Below are 20699 nucleotides of genomic sequence, written 5' to 3'. Positions count from 1 at the left end.
CTTTTTAATCGATTGGAGAATACGGAATGTCTTCCTTGCTACGCGCGACCCTGATCACCCTGGCCTTGCTGACCACCGCTGGCTGCACCAGCAAACCGGTGCTCAACACCCAGCACGACCTGCCGGCCACTGCCCAGGTCAGCGAAGAGAAAATGAAAACGGTGATCGTCAACGCCCTGCAAAAGCGCGAATGGACGGTACAACGCCTGAGCCCACAACTGGTGCAGGCCGAGATCACCGTGCGCAACCAGTACTACGCCGCCATCGACATCCGCTACACCCGCAACAGCTACGCCATCACCTACCGCGACAGCCGCGAACTGGGCTACAAGGATGGCAAGATCCATCGCAACTACAACCGCTGGGTGAGCATGCTGGACCGCGACATCATGGCGGCGTTGCGCAACACTGGCGTGAATGAGTCTGGGACTGCGGCGCAGTTGTTTGAGCAGACGGGCACTTCGAAATAAAACTGGAGCTCGCTGCGCTCCAGAAACGACAAAGGGCGCCTTTCGGCGCCCTCTTCACAAACAGGTTGGCTTGTCATCGCCGCTTCCTGCCCGGCTCTGCGATGGCTGGTTGCCCAGGATCCTCAGAGTCTCACAAGCCCCTTTCGGGAACTTGTGCAGTATGCCTGAAAACAGTTTCCCAGCAACCCGTGGCAGAGTGCCGCTCATCCCTCAGCGCAACCCCAGCGCACTGCGCACCGCCGCTTTTATCGCTAGAAACTGATCAGAGGTGAGTTCAGCGATTTTGTAAGTTCGTTTGCCATGACGGTCTTTGCTTTTGATTCGGTCGAGCCTGCCCAGGCTGACGGTCGCCACAATGTCACATTTTGCCCAGCAGATAGGGCTCGCTCCTTGAAGATGACTATCGAGTTGCAAATGGTGATCCAGAATCGTCTGCGGGGCAGTGGTACTCAAGGGTACAACCGTCACCAGCAACTTATTGGTTCGGTGCTTGCGTATCACAATGACCGGGCGGATCTTGATGATTTCCGGTACTTCGTAACCTCGGAAATCACAGATCAACACGCTGCCCTCCTTGGGCTGATAGAGAAGTGCCATCCATATCACTCGCTTGAGAAAAAGCGATTCTGCGTAACTTTCCGGCGAATAACTAAGCCGGTTGCGTTACCTGATATGTGACGGTGCCTACACTACCGCCTTGCGCGTCAACAACTCCACAAACGCCGCAGCCATCGGCGTCTGCGCGCCTTTTCGCTGCACCAGCCACACCGCCGTCACCGCCTCCTGATCCAGCAGCGTGCGATACACCACCCCGTCTATCCGTATGCGCTGATAAGAGGCCGGCAACACCGACACGCCCAGCCCCGCCGCAACCAGGCCAATGATGGTCATCGCCTCCCCCGCTTCCTGGGCAAAGTGCGGGCTAAACCCGGCGTCACGGCACAGGCTGAGCAACTGCGCGTAGAGCCCACTGCCGTAGCTGCGCGGGAAAAACACGAATGGCTCTTCCGCCAGCTGCGCCAGGTGCAGGCCACGCTCACTGCCTGCTACCAACGGGTGGCCAGCGTTCATTACGGCCACCAATGGCTCGCGCATCAGCTCGACCACACTCAGTGAATCCGGCAACGGTAATGGCCGCATCAGTCCGACCTGAATCGACTCATCCACCAGCGAGTCAGCCACTTCGGTGCTGCTCATCTCCTGCAGACTCAGGTGCACCGCCGGGAATGCCTGGCGAAACGCAAAGATCGCTTGGGGAATGCTGGAGTTAAACGGTGCCGATGACGTGAAGCCGATCTTCAATTCGCCCAGCTCACCCAACTGCGCCCGGCGCGCCACGTCCGCCGCTTTGTCGACCTGAGCCAGCACCAATCGCGCCTCATTCAGGAACAACCGCCCCGCCTCGCTCAGCTCGACCCGACGATTGGTACGCTCAAACAAGCGTGCCCCTACTTCCTGTTCCAGCGCCTGTATCTGCTGGCTCAGCGGCGGCTGCGAGATGCCCAGCACCTGCGCAGCCCGGCCAAAGTGCAGTTCTTCGGCCACGGCAATGAAGTACCGCAAGTGACGCAATTCCATACAAGCCTCATTAGGTCGCAAAAGCTATCAAACAGGTCGAACAATATATTGGAAAGAATCATTAGCCAGCTATATTCTTTTTTGCATGGCCGGTCCTGGCACGTTCTTCCTCCACGAGGTCCCCGTGAATTCTGCTGTCGCTCCACTCGCTCAAGAGGTCCCGCCCACTGCCCTGGATGAGGTGGTGGCCCAGCTCAATGACGCGTACATCGAAAAGGGCACGCCGATGTTCATGCGCACGGTACTGGCGCTGTTCTCCGGTGGTTTCGCCACCTTTGCCCTGCTGTATTGCGTGCAACCGATGATGCCGGCGCTGTCCCACGAGTTTTCCATCAATGCAGCGCAAAGCAGCCTGATCCTGTCCGTGTCCACCGCGATGCTCGCGCTGGGCCTGCTGATTACCGGGCCGATTTCCGACACCCTGGGACGTAAACCGGTGATGGTCGCCGCGTTGTTCTGCGCAGCGCTCGCGACGATTGCCAGTGGTTTGATGCCGTCCTGGGAAGGGATTTTATTCATGCGTGCACTGGTGGGCCTGTCGCTGAGCGGCCTGGCCGCCGTGGCCATGACCTACCTGAGCGAAGAGATCCACCCGCAGCACATCGGCCTGGCCATGGGCCTGTACATTGGTGGCAACGCGATTGGCGGCATGAGCGGGCGCCTGATCATCGGCGTGTTGATCGACTTCGTCAGTTGGCACACCGCAATGCTGATCATTGGCGCCCTGGCGCTGATCGCCGCCACGGTGTTCTGGAAAATCCTCCCCGAATCGCGCAACTTCCGCGCCAGCAGCCTCAAGCCGCGCAGCCTGGTGGACGGTTTTGTCATGCACTTCAAGGACGCGGGCCTGCCGTGGCTGTTCCTTGAAGCGTTCCTGCTGATGGGTGCGTTCGTGACGATGTTCAACTACATCGGCTACCGCCTGCTGGCCGATCCCTACGACCTCAGCCAAGCCGTGGTCGGCCTGCTGTCGCTGGTATACCTCTCGGGGATCTACAGCTCGGCGAAGATCGGTTCCCTGGCCGACCGCCTCGGGCGCCGTCGCGTGCTCTGGGCGACTATCGTGCTGATGCTCGCGGGCATGACGCTGACCTTGCTCACACCGCTATGGCTGATCGTGCCGGGCATGCTGATCTTCACCTTCGGCTTCTTCGGCGCCCACTCAGTGGCCAGCAGCTGGATCGGCCGACGCGCGGTGAAGGCCAAGGGGCAGGCGTCGTCGCTGTACCTGTTCTGCTACTACGTGGGGTCGAGTATTGCCGGGACGGCAGGCGGGTTCTTCTGGCATTTTGCCGGGTGGAATGGGATTGGAGCGTTCATCATCGCGCTGCTGATCGGCGCGTTGCTGGTGGCGTTGAAGTTGGCGAAGTTGCCGCCGTTGGGGAATGTGCGGGCCTGACGCGATCTTGCTTTTAATGTGGGAGGGGGCTTGCCCCCGATTGCAGTGTGTCAGCCAATGAATCTGGTGACTGACACACCGCTATCGGGAGCAAGCCCCCTCCCACATTGGTTTTGCGTTTATTCGTGATACTGCGCCGACAGCTCGTGCACCGCACGCAGGAACGCACCGGCATGTTCCGGGTTCACTTCCGGGGTGATGCCATGGCCCAGGTTGAACACGTGCCCGGTGCCCTTGCCGTAGCTGGCCAGGATTCGGCCGACTTCGGTGCGGATCGCTTCCGGCTTGGCGTACAGCACGGTCGGGTCCATGTTGCCTTGCAGCGCGACTTGGTTGCCGACACGACGGCGTGCTTCGCCAATGTCGCAGGTCCAGTCCAGGCCCAGGGCATCGGCACCTGCGTCAGCGATGCTTTCCAGCCACAGGCCGCCGCCCTTGGTGAACAGAATGACCGGAACCTTGCGGCCTTCGTGTTCGCGGATCAGGCCGCTGACGATTTTGCGCATGTAGGCCAGGGAGAACTCCTGGTAGGCCGCCGCCGACAGGTTGCCGCCCCAGGTGTCGAAGATCTGCACCGCTTGCGCGCCGGCCATGATCTGGCCGTTAAGGTAGGAAGTGACCGACTGAGCGAGCTTGTCCAGCAGCAGGTGCATGGCGTGCGGGTTGTCGTAGAGCATGGCCTTGGTCTTGCGGAAGTCTTTCGACGAACCGCCTTCGACCATGTAGGTGGCCAGGGTCCATGGGCTGCCGGAGAAGCCGATCAGCGGCACGCGGCCGTTGAGTTCACGGCGGATGGTGCTGACGGCGTCCATCACGTAGCCCAGGTCCTTGTGCGGGTCCGGGATCGGCAGGGCTTCGATGTCGGCCAACGTGCTGACGACTTTCTTGAAACGCGGGCCTTCGCCGGTTTCGAAGTACAGGCCTTGCCCCATGGCGTCAGGGATGGTGAGGATGTCGGAGAAAAGGATGGCCGCATCCAGTTGCGGATAGCGGTCCAGCGGCTGCATCGTGACTTCGCAGGCGAACTCCGGGTTCATGCACAGGCTCATGAAGTCGCCGGCGTGGGCGCGACTGGCGCGGTATTCCGGCAGGTAGCGACCGGCCTGGCGCATCATCCACACGGGGGTGACGTCCACGGGTTGCTTGAGCAGGGCACGAAGGAAACGGTCGTTCTTGAGGGCAGTCATGTCGGCATCCGCAAAAAAAGTGCGGGCATTTTCTCAGAGCCGGACGCAAAAGGCACGGAGTGAGCCGTGCCTTTTGTCTATCGGGTCAATTTGTCGCAATCTCTTGAACACGCTGGAAACCAATGTGGGAGCTGGCTTGCCTGCGATTGCGGTGGATCAGTCGATACATCCTGTGACTGTTACACCGCTATCGCAGGCAAGCCAGCTCCCACATTTGAGCGTATTTCAGATCAGACCTGCAGGTAATCCAGGATCCCTTCGGCGGCGTTGCGGCCTTCGAAGATCGCGGTCACCACCAAGTCAGAACCGCGCACCATATCGCCACCGGCAAAAATCTTCGGGTTGCTGGTCTGGTGCTTGTACTGGCCTTGTTCCGGGGCTACAACGCGGCCCTGGCTGTCGGTCTGAATCTCGAACTGCTCGAACCACGGCGCCGGGCTTGGGCGGAAGCCGAAGGCGATGACCACGGCGTCAGCCGGGATGATCTCTTCGGAGCCCGGGATCGGCTCAGGGCTGCGACGGCCACGGGCGTCCGGTTCGCCGAGACGGGTCTCGACCACCTTCACGCCTTCAACGCGGTCTTCACCGACGATGGCAATCGGCTGGCGGTTATAGAGGAATTTCACGCCTTCTTCCTTGGCGTTCTTCACCTCTTTGCGCGAGCCGGGCATGTTGGCTTCGTCACGACGGTACGCACAGGTCACCGACTTGGCGCCCTGGCGGATCGACGTGCGGTTGCAGTCCATCGCGGTGTCACCACCGCCGAGTACCACGACCTTCTTGCCTTTCATGTCGACGAAATCTTCCGGCGACTTTTCAAAGCCCAGGTTGCGGTTGACGTTGGCGATCAGGAAGTCCAACGCGTCATACACGCCTGGCAGGTCCTCACCGGCGAAGCCGCCCTTCATGTAGGTGTAGGTGCCCATGCCCATGAATACGGCATCGTATTCTTCGAGCAGTTGCTCCATGGTCACGTCTTTGCCGATCTCGGTGTTCAGGCGGAACTCGATGCCCATGCCGGTGAACACTTCGCGACGGTTGCTCAGTACGGTTTTTTCCAGCTTGAACTCGGGGATGCCGAAGGTCAGCAGGCCGCCGATTTCCGGGTTCTTGTCGAACACCACCGGGGTCACGCCACCCCGTACCAGCACGTCGGCGCAGCCCAGGCCGGCAGGCCCGGCACCGATGATCGCGACGCGCTTGCCGGTCGGCTTGACCTTGGACATATCCGGGCGCCAGCCCATGGCGAACGCGGTGTCGGTGATGTACTTCTCCACCGAACCGATAGTCACCGCGCCGAAGCCGTCGTTGAGGGTGCAGGCACCCTCGCACAGACGGTCCTGCGGGCACACCCGGCCGCAGACTTCCGGCAGGGTGTTGGTCTGGTGCGACAGCTCGGCGGCGGCGAGGATGTTGCCCTCGGCCACCAACTTGAGCCAGTTGGGAATGAAGTTGTGCACCGGGCACTTCCATTCGCAATACGGGTTACCGCAACCCAGGCAGCGGTGGGCCTGGTCGGCCGAGTGCTGGGGTTTGAAGGGTTCGTAAATTTCCACGAACTCTTTCTTGCGTTGACGCAACAGTTTCTTCTTCGGATCTTTGCGCCCGACATCGATGAACTGGAAGTCGTTATTCAGACGTTCAGCCATGTTAAAACCTCATCAAACTCTTCAGGCGCATATCACTGCGGGTTGGCACGGATGCTGGAAAGCAACGATTTCAGGTTGGCAGCCTTGGGCTTGACCAGCCAGAAACGACGCAGGTAATCATCGAGGTTTTCGGCGAGGTTACGACCCCATTCGCTGCCGGTCTCCTCAACGTACTCGTCCAGCACGTGCTGCAAGTGGTTCCGATAGGATTCCATGGCTTCGCCGCTGATCCGCTGGATCTCGACCAATTCGTGGTTGACCTTGTCGACGAAGGTGTTGTCCTGGTCGAGCACGTAGGCAAAACCGCCGGTCATGCCTGAACCGAAGTTGTAACCGGTCTTGCCCAATACGGCGACAAAGCCCCCGGTCATGTACTCGCAGCAGTGATCGCCAGTGCCTTCCACCACGGTGTGAGCACCGGAGTTACGCACGGCGAAACGCTCACCGGCGGTACCGGCGGCGAACAGCTTGCCACCGGTGGCGCCATACAAGCAGGTGTTGCCGATGATGGCACTGTCCTGGGTCTTGTAAACGCTACCTTTAGGCGGAACGATCACCAGCTTGCCGCCGGTCATGCCCTTGCCCACGTAGTCGTTGGCGTCGCCTTCCAGGTACATGTGCAAGCCGCCGGCGTTCCACACGCCAAAGCTCTGGCCCGCAGTGCCCTTGAAGCGGAAGGTGATTGGCGACTTCGCCATGCCTTGGTTGCCGTGCTTGCGCGCGATTTCGCCGGAGACGCGTGCGCCGATGGAGCGGTCGCAGTTGCAGATATCCAGGGCAAATTCGCCACCGCTGGCGTCGTTGATCGAGCCGCCGGCCATTTCGACCATCTTTTCAGCCAGCAGGCCTTTGTCGAACGGCGGGTTGCGGTCCACTTGGCAGAACTGTGGCTTGTCTGCCGGGATGTGGTCGCTGCCCAACAACGGCGTCAGGTCCAGGTGGTTTTGCTTGGCGGTCTGGCCTTCGAGAATGTCCAGCAGATCGGTGCGGCCGATCAGCTCTTCGAGGGAGCGCACGCCCAGCTTGGCCAGCCACTCACGGGTTTCTTCGGCGACGTAGGTGAAGAAATTCACCACCATGTCGACGGTGCCGATGTAGTGATCCTTGCGCAGCTTCTCGTTCTGCGTCGCCACACCGGTGGCGCAGTTGTTCAGGTGGCAGATGCGCAGGTATTTGCAGCCCAGCGCGATCATTGGCGCGGTGCCGAAGCCGAAGCTTTCAGCGCCGAGGATTGCAGCCTTGATCACGTCGAGGCCGGTTTTCAGGCCGCCGTCAGTCTGCACACGGACTTTACCGCGCAGGTCGTTGCCGCGCAGGGTCTGGTGGGTTTCAGCCAGGCCGAGTTCCCACGGTGCGCCGGCGTACTTGATCGAGGTCAGCGGCGATGCGCCGGTGCCGCCGTCGTAGCCGGAGATGGTGATCAGGTCGGCATAGGCCTTCGCCACACCAGCGGCGATGGTGCCCACGCCGGCTTCTGCTACCAGCTTCACCGAGACCAGGGCCTGTGGGTTGACTTGTTTCAGGTCGAAAATCAGCTGCGACAAATCTTCAATCGAGTAGATGTCGTGGTGCGGCGGAGGCGAGATCAGCGTCACGCCCGGCACTGCGTAACGCAGCTTGGCGATCAAACCGTTGACCTTGCCACCGGGCAGTTGGCCGCCCTCACCGGGCTTGGCGCCCTGGGCAACCTTGATCTGCAGCACTTCGGCGTTGACCAGGTATTCCGGGGTTACACCGAAACGGCCGGTCGCCACCTGTTTGATTTTCGAGCTCTTGAGGGTGCCGTAGCGCGCCGGGTCTTCGCCGCCTTCGCCGGAGTTGGAACGCGCGCCCAGGCGGTTCATGGCTTCGGCCAGGGCTTCGTGAGCCTCAGGCGACAAGGCGCCCAGGGAAATACCAGCAGAGTCGAAGCGTTTGAGGATCGACTCCAGCGGCTCGATTTCACTGATGGCCAGCGGCGTGTCCAGGGTTTTCACCTTGAACAGGTCGCGGATCATCGACACCGGGCGGTTATCCACCAACGCGGTGTATTCCTTGAACTTGGCGTAGTCGCCCTGCTGCACGGCGGCTTGCAGGGTGCTGACCACGTCCGGGTTGTAGGCGTGGTATTCGCCACCGTGTACGAATTTGAGCAGGCCGCCTTGCTGGATCGGCTTGCGCGCGCTCCAGGCTTCGGCTGCCAAGGCTTTTTGCTCGGCTTCGATGTCGACGAAACGCGCGCCCTTGATGCGGCTTGGCACGCCACGGAAGCTCAAATCGCACACTTCTTCGGACAGGCCGATGGCTTCGAACAATTGAGCGCCACGGTACGAGGTGACGGTGGAAATGCCCATCTTCGACAGGATCTTCAACAGGCCCTTGGTGATGCCCTTACGGTAGTTCTTGAACACCTCATAGAGGTCGCCCAGCACTTCACCGGTGCGGATCAGGTCACCCAGCACTTCGTACGCGAGGAACGGGTACACCGCCGAGGCGCCGAAACCGATCAGCACCGCGAAGTGGTGCGGGTCGCGGGCGGTGGCAGTTTCCACGAGGATGTTGGAGTCGCAACGCAGGCCTTTTTCGGTCAGGCGGTGGTGTACCGCACCGGTCGCCAGGGAGGCGTGGATCGGCAGCTTGCCCGGCGCGATGTGACGGTCGGTCAGCACGATCTGGGTACGACCGGCGCGCACGGCTTCTTCGGCCTGGTCGGCGACGTTGCGCACAGCAGCTTCAAGGCCGAGGCTTTCGTCGTAGTTCAGGTCGATGATCTGGCGGTCGAAGCCTGGGCGATCCAGCGTCATCAACGAGCGCCACTTGGCCGGGGAAATCACAGGCGAGCTGAGGATGACGCGGGAGGCGTGCTCAGGCGATTCCTGGAAGATATTGCGCTCGGCACCGAGGCACACTTCCAGGGACATCACGATGGCTTCGCGCAGCGGGTCGATCGGTGGGTTGGTCACCTGGGCGAACTGCTGGCGGAAATAGTCGTACGGCGTACGCACGCGCTGGGACAGCACGGCCATTGGCGTGTCATCGCCCATGGAGCCGACCGCCTCGTAGCCTTGTTCACCGAGCGGACGCAGCACCTGGTCGCGCTCTTCAAACGTGACCTGGTACATCTTCATGTACTGCTTGAGCTGGTCGACGTCGTAGAAAGCCGAACCGTGGTCGTTGTCTTCCATGGTCGCCTGGATGCGCAGGGCGTTCTTGCGCAGCCATTGCTTGTAGGGGTGACGGGACTTCAAACGGTTGTCGATGGCGTCGGTGTCGAGGATCTGCCCGGTTTCGGTGTCCACGGCGAGGATCTGGCCAGGGCCTACGCGGCCTTTGGCAATGACGTCTTCCGGTTTGTAGTTCCACACGCCGATTTCCGACGCCAGGGTAATGAAACCGTTGGTGGTAGTGACCCAACGCGCCGGGCGCAGACCGTTACGGTCGAGCAGGCACACCGCGTAGCGGCCGTCGGTCATTACCACACCAGCCGGGCCGTCCCACGGTTCCATGTGCATCGAGTTGTACTCATAGAACGCCCGCAGATCGGGGTCCATGGTCTCGACGTTCTGCCACGCTGGCGGAATGATCATGCGCACGCCACGGAACAGGTCGATGCCGCCGGTGACCATCAGCTCGAGCATGTTGTCCATGCTGGAAGAGTCGGAACCTACGCGGTTGACCAGCGGGCCGAGCTCTTCCAGGTCCATCAGGTCGTTGGCGAACTTGGTGCGACGGGCCACGGCCCAGTTGCGGTTGCCGGTGATGGTGTTGATCTCGCCGTTGTGGGCGAGGAAGCGGAATGGCTGGGCCAGCGGCCATTTCGGCAGGGTGTTGGTGGAGAAACGCTGGTGAAACACGCAGATTGCGGTTTGCAGGCGTTCATCGCTCAGGTCTGGATAAAAGGCGGTGAGGTCCGCCGGCATCATCAGGCCTTTATAAATGATGGTCTTGTGCGAAAAGCTGCAGATGTAGTGCTCGGTATCGGCGGCGTTGGACACGGACGAACGACGACGAGAGGTGAACAGCTTGATCGCCATGTCCTGGTCGCTCAGGCCGTCGCCGGCGATGAACACTTGTTCGATCTGCGGTAGGCGCTCAAGGGCCAGGCGGCCGAGCACGCTGGTGTCGATCGGCACTTTGCGCCAGCCAACGAGTTGCAGGCCGGCAGCGAGGATCTCGCGGTTCATGTTCTCGCGAGCGGCCTCGGCTTTGACCGGGTCCTGGTTGAAAAACACCATGCCCACGGCGTACTGCTTGGGCAGGTCGACCGCGAAATGCTGTTGGGCGATGGCGCGCAGGAACTGGTCGGGCTTTTGAATGAGCAAGCCACAACCGTCACCGGTCTTGCCGTCGGCGTTGATCCCACCGCGGTGGGTCATGCAGGTCAGGGCCTCGATGGCCGTTTGCAGAAGGGTATGACTGGGCTCGCCCTGCATATGGGCTATCAGGCCGAAACCACAGTTATCCTTGAATTCATCGGGTTGATACAGACCTGCTTTCATAGACACTTTCTCACCAGGCTGCCTCTTATACCGAGGCAAATTTCTTTTCAATTCAACCGGTTACCTTCCACGCCGAACGTACGCCGGCTTAGCGGGGGCAAAAGGGAGGTCATTGTACACACCGACACAGACGCTCACAAATTTAGCGACGAAATGTCGCAAATCTATGTCGCATTTATGAAAGGTTTAAAGCGATATGCTGTGCTAGTCAAAACTTTTTTAATTCTGACCGCTACGACTCAAAAGCTACGTGACGCAGACACCACAAAGCGCGCGGCCTTCAGGGCTGCACGCTGTTGTCGTTTTTTTGAGGTGCTGGGAGGGCGGCCTGGGTAAGGCCGCCGGACCTTCAGCGAGTTGTTGCGAGTTCTTGTTGAACGCTGGCAACAGTGCGAGGCCAAGGTTTACCAGCCTGAACCTTCGCTGGCAAGGATTTGATCGCGGAATCTGCGGCTGCACGGCTGGAGAAGTTGCCGTAGGTGATCACGTAGAGAGGCTTGCCGTTGAGCACTTTCTTGAAGTAACGGTACTCGCCGCCCTGCTCTTTCACGAACGCCTGGGCATTGGCTTCGGAGCTGGTGCCAAGGATCTGCACCACGAAGTTGCCGGTTGGCTGGCTGGCGTACCAGCTGCTGCCAGCGGCGCCGGCTTTGGCAACAGTGGCGGCTGGTTTTTCAGCAGGCTTGGCAGCCGGAGCTGGCTTGGCGGCAGGCGCAGGCACGACCGGCTTGGTCACTGGCGCAGGCTTGGCAGTGGCGACCGCCGTAGGCGCAGGTGTTGGCTTGGCAGCCGGCTGGCCCGCTGGCACGCCCGCAGGGGGTGCGGTGGTGGTCACGGTCGGCGGCGTAGCACTGGAACCTTCCACCGGTACACCGTCGTCACCTTCGGAAATGCCACCCGCTTCTTCAGCGAGCGGGCCGCGCATTACCGGTTGGCCGACCATCGGCAAATTGGTCGGTTGGCCGGAGTTGGCAAATTCAACGTTTGGCGTGGGCTTGCCCAGTGGCAACTGCGCCTGTTCGGTTGGCGCGCCGGCAGTGGTCGGTGCTTTGCTGCGACCTGGGATCAACCAGGCAGCCGCTACAGCGACCACGACAACGGCGGAAATCGCCAATACGTGCTTCTTAGGCATAGTGAACCCCATCTTTGGACGCTTGACCGCGGTGCGGCTGGCAATCATGGCTTCGATCATGGCATCGCGGGCAACCTGATTGATGTTGCCAGGCCAGCCGTCGGAGCTTTCGTGAATATCAGAGATCTGCGCAGCGGAGAAAAGTTCGATACCCGCCCCGGCGCCTTCCAGGCGTTGAGCCAGGTATTCGCGGGTTTCTTCCTCTTCGTACGGCTGCAGCTCGATGACGTGGAACAGCTCCTGATCACCGCTGATCTGCTCGAGGTCGGCGATCAACGACGACTCACCAAACAGGAACACGTGCGGGCGACCTTCCGGCGTGCCCGCCGCCAGCGCCAACAGCGCTTCCAGCGCCGATTCGTCAAGCTGCTCGGCGTCATCCACCAGCAGGTAGACTTCCTGGCCGGTCAGACCGAGTTGCACAACCTGCTTGAGGATCGCGTTCGGCTCGGCTGTGGCCACGTCCAGCGCCTGGGCAACCTGGCGCAACACGCCCGCCGCATCACCGGCACCACGGGCTGACACCACCACGCTCTGTACCGATTGCTTGTTGGTGCTGGCCACCAGGGCCTGGCGCAGCAGCGTCTTGCCGCTGCCCAACGGGCCGGTCACGACCAGCAGCAGTTGGCTGTAGCGCGCGAGGTGATGCAACTGACCAAGCACCGGCTTGCGCTGGGCCGGGAAAAATTTGAAACCAGGCACCCGTGGAGCAAAGGGGTCGTGGCTTAACTGGTAGTGGCCGAGGAACGCCTCGTCGGCATGCAAACTAGTCATCGGGATCTGATTAACCTTTCAGCTGAGCCAGGGCACGGTAATCCGCTCCCAGCGTGGCTTGTAAAATCTCTTTTGGATAATCGTCGGTCACTACCGCTTCGCCCATGTGGCGCAGCAGCACCAGTCGCAGTCGACCGTCGATCACTTTCTTGTCTATCGCCATATGTTCGAGGAAGTCCGCCTCAGTCATCTCCTCAGGCGGAATGACCGGCAAACCGGCGCGCTGGAACAGGTGGATACCGCGATCACGCTCCTGGGCGCTGATCCAGCCCAAGCGTTGCGACATCTCCAACGCCATCACCGTGCCAGCAGCCACGGCCTCGCCATGTAGCCACACACCATAGCCCATGTGCGTTTCGATCGCATGGCCGAAGGTGTGGCCCAGATTTAACGTGGCCCGCACACCGGACTCCCGTTCGTCGGCATTCACCACCAGCGCCTTGGCGGCGCAGGAACGGGAAATCGCTTCGGTCAGTGCCACCTGGTCGAGGTTGCGCAATGCGTCTACATGTTCTTCCAGCCAGGTCAGGAACGGCTCGTCGCAGATCAACCCATACTTGATGACTTCCGCCAGGCCCGCCGACAACTCGCGCGGTGGCAGGGTGTTGAGGGTCGCGGTGTCGATCAGCACGGCTTGAGGCTGATAGAACGCGCCCACCATGTTCTTGCCCAGCGGGTGGTTGATCCCGGTCTTGCCGCCCACCGACGAATCGACTTGGGACAACAGAGTGGTCGGCACCTGGATAAAGTCCACGCCACGCTGGTAACAGGCGGCTGCGAAGCCGGCCATATCACCGATCACGCCGCCGCCCAAAGCAATCACAGTGGTGCGGCGGTCATGGCGTGCGGTCAGCAAGCCATCAAAGATCAGTTGCAGGGTTTCCCAGTTCTTGTGGGCTTCGCCGTCGGGCAAGATCACAGAGATAACCGAGTACGCCGACAGGCTTCGGCTCAAACGCTCAAGATACAGCGGCGCGACCGTTTCGTTGGAGATGATCGCCACTTGCCGCCCGGCAATGTGCGGTGCGAGCAACTCGGGCTGGTCCAGCAGACCTTCGCCAATATGGATCGGGTAGCTGCGCTCGCCTAGATCGACCTTAAGTGTCTGCATGTGTCCCCGCGTTAGAGATGTATTGACGACCGGCAACGCCAAGATCTGACATCACCTGATGGCTCTACGCCACACCCCGCAGGGTGATAGCGCGCCGCCGAGAATAGCGCATTTCGGGCCCGGCTTTAACGGGGTGGCAGCCGTTGCAGACGCTCGAGAATGTCGAGGACCACCATCCGTGGGGGCCGCTCATCGGTTTCCACCACCAGATCGGCGATCTCCCGGTACAGCGGATCGCGCAGCGTGAGCAGGTCCCGCAGGGTTTTCTCCGGGTTGGCCGTACGCAGCAATGGGCGATTGCGATCGCGGGCGGTGCGGCCCACCTGCTGCTCGACTGACGCATGCAGATAGACCACCCGACCACCGGCATGCAGCGCGCGGCGGTTTTCGTCGCGCATCACCGCGCCACCGCCAGTCGCCAATACCACGCCATCGCAGCCACACAGCTCGGCGATCATCGCCTGCTCGCGGTCACGAAAGCCCAGCTCGCCTTCCTTATCGAAGATCCATGGGATATTGGCACCCGTGCGCAATTCAATTTCCTTGTCGGAATCTTTGAACGGCAGGCGCAGCTCTTTGGCCAGCAAACGGCCGATGGTGCTTTTTCCAGCCCCCATCGGTCCTACAAGAATCAAATTTCGCACAGAATCAACGACTCACAGCAATCGCCTGGTTATTCATAATACGCGGAGTCAGGAATACCAGCAGCTCGGATTTTTTCTCCGCCAGCACATCGCGCCGGAAAAGGCGGCCAAGATACGGCACATCGCCCAAAAATGGCACTTTATCTACCACTTTGCTTTGGGTATTGGAGAAAACCCCGCCGATAACAATGGTCTCGCCATCCTTCACCAACACCTTGGCATTGACCTCGTTTTTCTTGATCGGCGGCACGTCGTTGAGTTTGTTCAGGTAATCGGGCTCATCCTTGGTGACCTTGACCTCCATGATCACGCGGTCGTCGGGGGTGATTTGCGGGGTGACCTCCAGCGACAGCGACGCTTCCTTGAACGACACCGAAGTGGCGCCACTGGAACTGGATTCCTGATAAGGAATCTCGGTGCCCTTGAGGATGCGCGCGGTTTCCTTGTCGGAGGTGACCACTTTGGGTTGCGAGACGATTTCGCCGTTGCCGGTTTTCTCCATGGCGGTGAGTTCCAGGTCCAGCAGCAAGTTATCGGTGATAAAGGCGATGCCCAGGCCCGAGGTGCCGGTCAGCGAACCCAAATCCACAAAGGGTGAGCTGGGTGGGTTCTCTGGTGGTTCCGCGCCCTCAGACTGAGGCTTGGGGATACCCCCCGCGCCCCAGTTTCCGCGATTCAGCCGGCCACCCCAGCGCGCGCCCAGGCTTTTGTCGTAATCGACATTGGCCTCGACAATCCGCGCCTCGATCATGACCTGGCGCACCGGAATATCCAGCTGAGCCACGATCCGCCGCAGCTCCTCGAGCCGCTCCCCGGTCTGGTAGGCAATGATGTTGTTGGTGCGATCATCGACCGCCACCGAGCCTCGCTCATCGGTGACGCCCTCGAGGCCCGTGACCGATTGGAACAGCTTGGCCAGGTCCGCCGCCTTGGCGTAATTGACTTGCAACAGCTCACGGCGCAACGGCGCCAGTTCGGCCATTTGCTTGCGCGACTCAAGGGTCAGCAGCTCACGCGCGGCCAACTCCTCGGCAGGCGCCACCAGCAATACGCCGGCCTTTACCCGCTTATCCAATCCCTTGGCTTGCAATACCAGGTCCAGCGCCTGGTCCCAGGGCACATCCTTGAGGCGCAGCGTGATCGAGCCCTGCACGTCGTCGCTCGCTACCAGGTTGAGGCCTGCCACATCGGCAATTTGCTGCAACGCGGTACGCAACTCGATGCTCTGGAAGTTAAGGTTCAGCTTGTCGCCTGTGTAGGCGCTTGACGTGGCGCTGCCGGGAGGCGGCAACTGGATCAGATCCACACGATTGGGCACAGCAGTAGCCATCGGTGCCGTGAACGCTATCCATAGCGCCACACCGACGGACGAAAAAGTCCTTTTCATTGCTTGATTCCATTATGAATTGAGGTTTAACACCAGCGTTCGTGGGCGCTCGAGCCAGGCGCCCTGACCATCAGGAAACAGCTCGACCAGTTCTATGTAACGTTCATGGATGGCAGTGATCCGCCCATGGTCCGGCCCCAGGTAGTCACCGACCGCCAGGCGGTGCACCTTGGATGCCGCACGCAGCAGGGCGAAAGCTCGCACCCCACGGGACAGCGTGCCGACCATTTCAAACTGCTCCATCGGGAGGCTTTCCAGTACACCACGTGGCCGGCCGAGGTCTGGCGCGCGGGCTGGCCGACCAGACACGTGGTCAACCTGAACGGCAAGCAATTGAAAAGGATCGCGCAGCCCCAATGAGTCGTAGACAAACGGCAGCCCTTGCCCGCCTCGCCCACCGCCCTGGGCATGCCAGTAAGTCTTGGCCAGCAGGTCAAGGCGTAAAAGCTTGCCATCACGCCTAAAGGCCACATCGTGCACCGTGGCGATGCGCGACAGGTTACCCAGGCCACTCAGGAACATCGCCAGGTCGTGATAAGCGCCCGCGACGCCGATCTGCACAGGTTGTTCGTGATAGAACGGCCGAGACAACGCATCCAACGGGGTGACGCTCTCAACCAACAAACCATTGGCCAGTGCCAGACGCGCAACGTCTTCCAGCAAGCCGGGCATTTCTGACTCGCTCGGCAACGCCTGCAAAAGCTCATCGACCTTCGCCTGCATCAACTGAAGCTGTTGCGTGCGCGCCTCAAGGCTGGCAGCCAGGACAGTTTTTTGTGCGACTTGCTGCTGCAGGGCCACTTCCCGCGCCTCGACCTGATGTAACCGCGCCCGCGAAGGACTCAGGTACGCAAGGTCGCCCACCACAAACACCAGACCCGCCAGCGCACAGCCCAACAGGGCCTTGCCGGGTAAGGGCCATTTTGCAGCGTTGTGAGTGAGTGCAGAAAGATTGAGCCTCAGCAGGCTCAAGGTTGAGCCTCGGTGGACTCTCCCTGACGGACCATCAGCTGGAACTCATTGTTGCCGCGCGCGCCATCCGTCCGCACATGTTGCAGCCGCGTCGAATGGGCGCCTTCCGCGGCCTCCAGGCGGCGCATCAACTGGGCGATGTCCTGGCTGGATTCAGCGCTGCCGCTGATACTCACCGTATCGCCCTTCGCCACCACTTCATGCAGGTGCACACCGTCAGGGACCGCACGCGCCAACTGATCCAACAGCTGAGCACCATTCGAGCGGGCATCGTGCAGGTCTTGCACGACTTTCATGCGCTGCGCCAGTTGCTGGCTTTGCTCCTGCAGGTCATCGATGGTCTTGATGCGTGAATCCAGGCCGGTGATTTCCTTGCCCAGGTGGTCATTGCGAGTCACCTGACGATCAATGGCTTGGTCGATCACCTGATCCGCCAGCCACACCGTCGCCAGCGCCGCACAAGCGAACACCAGCAAACACGCCAGCAAATTCTTGCGACGCCGCTCTGCCAGCGCCTGGCGCCAAGGCAGTAGGTTGATTCGTGTCTTCAAGCGAAACTCCTCAGGGCCAACCCGCAAGCAATTCCCATCCCTTGGGCATCCACGGCCCATTGTGCACTATCCACTCGATGGCTCGGCGTGAAGCTGGCGAAATCGTGACTGCAAGCGCGCGCCAATGCAAACGCTTCGACATCGACCACCTTCGGCACCAGCCCCGCCAGGGCCAAAACTGCCTCGCGGGCTTCCACCTGATCCTTGAGGCATGCAGCGAGCAGTACCTCGACACGGCCTGGGTCAAGTGCCGTCGGCCCGCGCACCTGAAAGTCGATGGCCACGTCATCCAATGGATAAGGAATGTACTGGTCTGCCTCCATCTGGATCATCCAGGTCATCTCATCGTCTGTGAGCCCCGCTTCCATTTCGATCATCCGTGTGATCACCGAAGGCCCGGCCACAGAGGCGGCGGCACCACGGGCCGACGTCGATAACCGCGACAACGCACTGCGCAAGGTGCGCCCTACACCCTCGAGATCGAGGAATGTGCCGTCGACCACCGTGTGCGCAGGCAACGCCTGTGTAACATAGCCTTGAACGTTGAACCCCGAAACTGAGCGACCCAGCTCGATCAGCCGGATGGTCGTGTCATTGATGTCGACACCTAGCAAGGTGTCGGCTTTTCGCGTGAAAAATCCCTTTCTCATAAAACTCCCTAAAACTTTGTCTGTCATACCGCCTGATTGCCGTTGTGCACCATGCATTCGGTCGACTTGTTGAACCGGCGCGAATGACGCCCCAAGTCGAAAAATGCTTTAATGCCCAGCGTTTTTTCCCGCTTTTATCTGCAGCTCGGGTCGATCCATCGTTTGCCATGCATGCCCCGACGCCTAACTCATTCTTTTCTCTGGAAATCCAAAAGCCTTGATTCGTCTGCTGAAGTTTTTCGGGTACTCCATTGTCGCCATCGTTTGCGGGCTGCTGCTCGTGCTCAGCGGGGCCTACCTCTACCTTAGTCCGGGTTTACCCTCCGTAGAGGCTCTTAGAAGTATCCAGTTGCAGATTCCTTTGCGGGTCTACAGCAGCGATGAAAAATTAATCGCGGAGTTCGGCGAAATGCGCCGCACACCGATTCGTTTTGCCGATATTCCACCCAATTTCATCAGCGCCTTGCTGTCGGCCGAAGATGATAATTTTGCCAACCACTATGGCGTCGACCCCAGCAGCTTGGTGCGTGCGGCGACACAATTGGTAAAAAGCGGACACATTCAATCCGGCGGCAGCACCATCACCATGCAGGTGGCGAAGAACTTCTTCCTCACCAGCGAGCGCAGCTTTTCGCGCAAGGCCACGGAGATCCTCTTGGCACTGCAGATTGAGCGCCAGTTGACCAAGGACGAGATCCTCGAGCTGTACGTGAACAAGATTTACCTGGGCAACCGCGCCTACGGAATCGAGGCGGCTTCGCAGGTCTACTACGGCAAGTCAATTCGTGATGCCAGCCTGGCGCAGATGGCCATGATTGCCGGCCTGCCAAAGGCCCCATCACGCTTCAACCCCCTGGCCAACCCGGCGCGCAGCAAAGAACGCCGCGACTGGATCCTGGGGCGCATGTACAAGCTGGGCAAGATCGACCAGGCCGCTTACGAAAGCGCCATCGCCGAACCACTGAACGCCAGCTACCACGTGCCGACGCCGGAAGTGAACGCACCCTATATCGCCGAAATGGCGCGCGCCGAGATGGTCGGCCGTTACGGCAGCGAGGCTTACACCGAAGGTTTCCGCGTGACCACCACCGTGCCGAGCAACCTGCAGGACATCGCCAATGAGGCGGTGCATTCCGGCCTGATCACCTACGACCAGCGCCATGGCTACCGCGGCCCTGAATCGCGCCTGCCGGGCAAAACGCTGAGCGCCTGGACCACAGAGCTTGGCAAACAACGCCCGATCAGCGGCCTGGAGCCGGCCATCGTCACCCAGGTGAAGAAAGATGGCGTGCAGGTGCTGACCCGTACCGGCGAAGCCCATGTGGCGTGGGACAGCATGAAATGGGCGCGCCCTTTCCTGAATACCAACAGCATGGGCGCGATGCCTAAGCAGCCTTCGGACGTGGCGCAAGTGGGCGATCTGATCCGCGTGCAACGCCAGAAGGACGACAGCCTCAAATTCAGCCAGGTGCCACTGGCCCAAGGCGCGCTGGTTTCGCTGGACCCACAGAACGGTGCAATCCGCGCCCTGGTCGGCGGCTTCGCGTTCGAGCAGAGCAACTACAACCGTGCGACCCAGGCTAAGCGCCAGCCCGGTTCGAGCTTCAAGCCGTTCATCTACAGCGCCGCACTGGACAACGGCTACACCGCCGCCAGCCTGGTCAACGATGCGCCTATCGTGTTTGTCGACGAGTACCTGGACAAGGTCTGGCGCCCGAAGAACGACACCAACACGTTCCTCGGTCCGATCCGCATCCGCGAGGCGCTGTACAAGTCGCGTAACCTGGTGTCGATCCGCCTGCTGCAGGCGATGGGCGTGGGCAAGACCATCGATTACATGACGCGCTTTGGCTTTGCCAAGTCGGACCTGCCGCCGAACCTGTCCCTGGCCTTGGGTACGGCGACCCTTACACCGATGGAAATCGCCACCGGCTGGAGCACGTTTGCCAACGGCGGCTACAAGATCGCGCCGTACCTGATCGACAAGATCGAAAGCCGCAATGGCGACACCCTGTTCACGGCCAACCCGCCGCGCGTGCCGGGGGATGTGGTCAACGGCGTGGCGGCGACTGATGGCCTGGCAGCCCCGAGCAACGGAGGCATCACCATCGAGCCGACCCCAGGCACAACGCCTGCGGCCAACGGCACGCCGGCTGAGCCCCAGACGCCTGCAGTCGCCGAGCGCATCGTCGACGGCCGTACCACTTATATCCTCAACAGCATCCTGGAAGACGTCATCAAGAAAGGTACCGGCCGCCGCGCACTGGCGCTGAACCGTCCGGACATCGCCGGCAAGACCGGTACCACCAACGAGTCCAAGGACGCCTGGTTCTCCGGCTACAACGCCGACTACGTGACCACCGTATGGACCGGTTATGACCAGCCGGAAAGCCTGGGCCGCCGCGAGTTCGGGGGCACCGTCGCACTGCCGATCTGGATGAGCTACATGGGCGCGGCCTTGAAGGACAAGCCGCCGCACACGCAGCCTGAGCCGGAAGGCATCCTCAGCCTGCGCATCGATCCGGTCAGCGGCCGCGCGGCCTCGCCAAGCACACCGAATGCGTACTTCGAACTGTTCAAGAGCGAAGACACGCCGCCGTCGGTCAATGAGCTGGGCAATGGCGTTGCACCGGGCAGCCCGCTGCCGGCGGATGAGGCAGCGCCGATCGACCTGTTCTAGTGAGATTTATGGCCTGAAACAGATCCAATGTGGGAGC

14 protein-coding genes and 1 pseudogene are annotated in these 20699 nt (G+C 60.8%); 3 read left to right on the top strand and 12 right to left on the bottom strand.

The window, feature by feature from the left end; genetic code table 11:
• Nucleotides 1-26 precede the first annotated feature (26 nt).
• The gene (locus tag HU722_RS03015) at nt 27-470 is read left to right on the top strand and encodes a hypothetical protein (protein WP_065875720.1); all 444 of its coding nucleotides are present in this window, start codon (nt 27-29) and stop codon (nt 468-470) included.
• Between the two features lie 210 nt (nt 471-680).
• On the opposite strand, the gene HU722_RS03010 is transcribed toward HU722_RS03015, so the two are convergent.
• Together HU722_RS03010 and HU722_RS03005 are read right to left on the bottom strand one after the other, a co-directional pair.
• A complete protein-coding gene (locus HU722_RS03010) occupies nt 681-1067 on the bottom strand; it encodes a type II toxin-antitoxin system PemK/MazF family toxin (protein ID WP_065889141.1) in 387 nt (128 codons plus the stop codon).
• An 87-nt stretch (nt 1068-1154) separates the two neighbouring features.
• Nucleotides 1155-2048 (bottom strand): LysR family transcriptional regulator, encoded by an 894-nt coding sequence (locus HU722_RS03005; RefSeq protein WP_065889142.1) that lies wholly within the window; start codon nt 2046-2048, stop codon nt 1155-1157.
• A 124-nt stretch (nt 2049-2172) separates the two neighbouring features.
• Here HU722_RS03005 and HU722_RS03000 point away from each other — a divergent pair, with 124 nt between their 5' ends.
• Nucleotides 2173-3447: an MFS transporter gene (locus tag HU722_RS03000; RefSeq protein ID WP_065875907.1), complete on the top strand. Its 1275-nt coding sequence runs from the start codon at nt 2173-2175 to the stop codon at nt 3445-3447.
• A 119-nt stretch (nt 3448-3566) separates the two neighbouring features.
• Here HU722_RS03000 and hemE read toward each other — a convergent pair whose 3' ends face one another.
• The 10 genes and pseudogenes from hemE to pilM all read right to left on the bottom strand — a co-directional run bounded on the left by hemE (nt 3567) and on the right by pilM (nt 17982).
• Nucleotides 3567-4634, bottom strand: coding sequence for a uroporphyrinogen decarboxylase (gene hemE / locus HU722_RS02995; protein WP_065875723.1), 1068 nt, complete (start codon nt 4632-4634; stop codon nt 3567-3569).
• 230 nt (nt 4635-4864) lie between these two features.
• Nucleotides 4865-6283: an FAD-dependent oxidoreductase gene (locus tag HU722_RS02990; protein ID WP_053140574.1), complete on the bottom strand. Its 1419-nt coding sequence runs from the start codon at nt 6281-6283 to the stop codon at nt 4865-4867.
• Nucleotides 6284-6315: 32 nt separating this feature from the next.
• Entirely contained in the window at nt 6316-10761 is a 4446-nt protein-coding gene (gene gltB / locus HU722_RS02985; RefSeq protein ID WP_065875724.1) for a glutamate synthase large subunit, read from the bottom strand.
• Between the two features lie 349 nt (nt 10762-11110).
• Nucleotides 11111-12667 (bottom strand): SPOR domain-containing protein, encoded by a 1557-nt coding sequence (locus HU722_RS02980; RefSeq protein WP_049710402.1) that lies wholly within the window; start codon nt 12665-12667, stop codon nt 11111-11113.
• A 10-nt stretch (nt 12668-12677) separates the two neighbouring features.
• Entirely contained in the window at nt 12678-13778 is a 1101-nt protein-coding gene (gene aroB / locus HU722_RS02975; protein WP_065875726.1) for a 3-dehydroquinate synthase, read from the bottom strand.
• 125 nt (nt 13779-13903) lie between these two features.
• The gene (gene aroK / locus HU722_RS02970) at nt 13904-14422 is read right to left on the bottom strand and encodes a shikimate kinase AroK (protein ID WP_010213757.1); all 519 of its coding nucleotides are present in this window, start codon (nt 14420-14422) and stop codon (nt 13904-13906) included.
• 4 nt (nt 14423-14426) lie between these two features.
• Nucleotides 14427-15683, bottom strand: a pseudogene (locus HU722_RS02965) (type IV pilus secretin PilQ); the annotation flags it as partial.
• A gap of 138 nt (nt 15684-15821) precedes the next feature.
• Entirely contained in the window at nt 15822-16781 is a 960-nt protein-coding gene (locus HU722_RS02960; protein WP_065875728.1) for a pilus assembly protein PilP, read from the bottom strand.
• A complete protein-coding gene (locus tag HU722_RS02955) occupies nt 16778-17332 on the bottom strand; it encodes a PilN domain-containing protein (protein ID WP_065875729.1) in 555 nt (184 codons plus the stop codon). Before HU722_RS02955 ends, HU722_RS02960 begins: the two co-directional genes overlap by 4 nt.
• The gene (gene pilM / locus HU722_RS02950; RefSeq protein WP_065875730.1) at nt 17329-17982 is read right to left on the bottom strand and encodes a type IV pilus biogenesis protein PilM; all 654 of its coding nucleotides are present in this window, start codon (nt 17980-17982) and stop codon (nt 17329-17331) included. Before pilM ends, HU722_RS02955 begins: the two co-directional genes overlap by 4 nt.
• A gap of 220 nt (nt 17983-18202) precedes the next feature.
• Between pilM and HU722_RS02945 the strand changes: the two genes are divergently transcribed.
• On the top strand, nt 18203-20662 hold the full coding sequence (locus tag HU722_RS02945) for a penicillin-binding protein 1A (protein WP_371913928.1): 2460 nt from the start codon (nt 18203-18205) through the stop codon (nt 20660-20662).
• The last annotated feature ends 37 nt before the right edge of the window (nt 20663-20699 follow it).

It is taken from the genome of Pseudomonas tritici, assembly GCF_014268275.3.
Taxonomy (GTDB): Bacteria; Pseudomonadota; Gammaproteobacteria; order Pseudomonadales; family Pseudomonadaceae; genus Aquipseudomonas; species Aquipseudomonas tritici.
This window is presented reverse-complemented; position numbering and strand designations above follow the sequence as displayed.

Bases quoted from the DNA above. Each gene is read 5' to 3' on its own strand.
- HU722_RS03005 (WP_065889142.1), bottom strand. From the start codon at position 2,048: ATGGAATTGCGTCACTTGCGGTACTTCATTGCCGTGGCCGAAGAACTG.
- HU722_RS03015 (WP_065875720.1), top strand. From the start codon at position 27: ATGTCTTCCTTGCTACGCGCGACCCTGATCACCCTGGCCTTGCTGACC.
- HU722_RS03010 (WP_065889141.1), bottom strand. From the start codon at position 1,067: ATGGCACTTCTCTATCAGCCCAAGGAGGGCAGCGTGTTGATCTGTGAT.
- hemE (WP_065875723.1), bottom strand. From the start codon at position 4,634: ATGACTGCCCTCAAGAACGACCGTTTCCTTCGTGCCCTGCTCAAGCAA.
- pilM (WP_065875730.1), bottom strand. From the start codon at position 17,982: ATGAGAAAGGGATTTTTCACGCGAAAAGCCGACACCTTGCTAGGTGTC.
- HU722_RS02980 (WP_049710402.1), bottom strand. From the start codon at position 12,667: ATGACTAGTTTGCATGCCGACGAGGCGTTCCTCGGCCACTACCAGTTA.
- gltB (WP_065875724.1), bottom strand. From the start codon at position 10,761: ATGAAAGCAGGTCTGTATCAACCCGATGAATTCAAGGATAACTGTGGT.
- aroB (WP_065875726.1), bottom strand. From the start codon at position 13,778: ATGCAGACACTTAAGGTCGATCTAGGCGAGCGCAGCTACCCGATCCAT.
- HU722_RS02990 (WP_053140574.1), bottom strand. From the start codon at position 6,283: ATGGCTGAACGTCTGAATAACGACTTCCAGTTCATCGATGTCGGGCGC.